The 1,780-nt window shown below is 67.7% G+C and carries 2 protein-coding genes and 1 pseudogene; 1 reads left to right on the top strand and 2 read right to left on the bottom strand.

The genetic code is table 11. From position 1 onward, the window contains the following. A pseudogene (locus ACFQEU_RS15410) lies at positions 1-450 on the bottom strand (J domain-containing protein); the annotation flags it as partial. A 215-nt stretch (positions 451-665) separates the two neighbouring features. Further along, positions 666-923, bottom strand: coding sequence for an MTH865 family protein (locus tag ACFQEU_RS15405; protein ID WP_379783591.1), 258 nt, complete (start codon positions 921-923; stop codon positions 666-668). A gap of 142 nt (positions 924-1,065) precedes the next feature. Between ACFQEU_RS15405 and ACFQEU_RS15400 the strand changes: the two genes are divergently transcribed. Next, positions 1,066-1,780: M42 family metallopeptidase (locus tag ACFQEU_RS15400; protein ID WP_379783589.1), on the top strand; the 715-nt coding region annotated here is incomplete at its 3' end.

The following is a 1,780-nucleotide window of genomic DNA, read 5'->3' as shown; positions in this document are numbered from 1 at the left end:
CCGGAACCCCGCTCGGCGACCGGCCCGGTCGGCGCCGGAGCCCCACGACGGCTCCTCGACGTCGAACGGGAGCCTGCGGCCGAGCCCCCGACCGGGCATCTCGTGTTCACAGAGGATCGCGTACACGCCCTCGCCGTCGAGTCGGAAGTAGTCGTGTGCATCGAACGTGACCGCGACGTCGCGTTCGGGGAGATAGAAGGGAACGGTGACGCCGCCGATCGGGTGGTCCTCCTGGAACTGCTCGCCGATCGCAGTCAGGTACGCGCGGATCTCGGCGTGGCGGCGTTCGTCGCCGGCGGAGTCGGAACGGGCCCCAGTGCCGTGATCGGGCGTCGGGGCGAGGCGGCTCCCGGCGTAGAAGACGAGCGCGACCCCGACGGATGCGACGATCCCGAGCGCCGCCCCGAGGAGGATCCACGGCGGAACGACGGTGATTCCCTCGGCGACCACGACCGTGGTTACGGCTCCGTCCGTATCAACCTCACGTCGGGATCGAACCCTGGGAGCGGGCGGTGCGCGGCGGCGACGTGTTGACGGTACTGGGCGGTGTGCGGCGGCGACGTGTTGACGGTACTGGGCGGTGCGCGGCGGCGACGTGTTCCCCTACCGGGTGATACGCGGTGGGAAGCGAGGATGGGATCGGAGAAACCGAGTCAGTCGCGCGGTTAGATCATCCCCTTCGCTTCGAGGCCCTCCATCACGTCGTCGACGAGGGACTCGACGTCGTCGTAGGGGAACTCCTGTTCGCTGCCGAGTTTGGCGGCGAGCTCCATGGCAGTGAGGCTCACGTCGCCGGCCTCGAACTTCGTGCCCGGCCCGTTCGGGAGCGCCGGCACGAGGTCCATCTGGTTCTCGACCGGGTAGTCGGCCCCACCGAACGCGTCCATGAACTGTTCGCGGAGTTCCGCTTTGACATCTGCCATGCTCTCATGTGCCCGGAGCCCCCGCAAAAGCGTTGCGGAACCACAATAAACTTGTTTATGGTTTGGTTTGCGAGCGCGAGAGACAGCGGCGGCCGGTGCCGGATCCTGCGGTACTTTGAGCCTGGGGCGGCCAGCTGCGTGTATGTCGTTCGAGTTCGATTACGACCTGCTGTGTGAGCTGACGGAGGCCCGCGGGGTTCCCGGGTACGAAGACGCCGTCCGCGAGATCGTTCGCCGGGAGTTCGACGATCGTGTCGACCGCGTCCGAACGGACGCGATGGGGAACGTCGTCGGGACGATCGAGGGCGACTCGGACTACTCAGTCGCCATCGCCGCCCACATGGACGAGATCGGGTTCATGGTCCGGCATATCACCGACGAGGGGTTCGTCCAGGTCGACCCGCTCGGCGGATTCGACGCTCGTGTGCTCCGCGCACAGCGAGTGACCGTCCACGGCGAGGAGGATCTCACCGGCGTGATCGGTTCCGTCCCGCCGCACACCCTGACGGAGGAGCAACAGGAGAAGGACGACGAGGTGTCCGACGTGTTCATCGACCTCGGTCGCGAGAGCGACGAAGTCGACGACCTCGTGAGCGTCGGCGACCTCGTCACCCTCGACCAGACGACGACGCGGATGGGCGACCGCGTGACCGGTAAGGCGCTCGACGACCGCGTTTGCCTGTTCGCGATGCTGGAGGCCGCCGCGCGGATCGACGACCCCGAGGTGACGCTCCACTTCGCGGCGACCGTGCAGGAGGAGGTCGGCCTGCGCGGCGCGCGGATGGTCGGGTTCGACTTGGACGAGGTCGACGCGTTCGTCGCCGTCGACGTCACGCACGCGACCGACAACCCCGATG

It is taken from the genome of Halorubrum tibetense (assembly GCF_042661865.1).
GTDB classification, from domain to species: Archaea; Halobacteriota; Halobacteria; order Halobacteriales; family Haloferacaceae; genus Halorubrum; species Halorubrum tibetense.
This window is presented reverse-complemented; position numbering and strand designations above follow the sequence as displayed.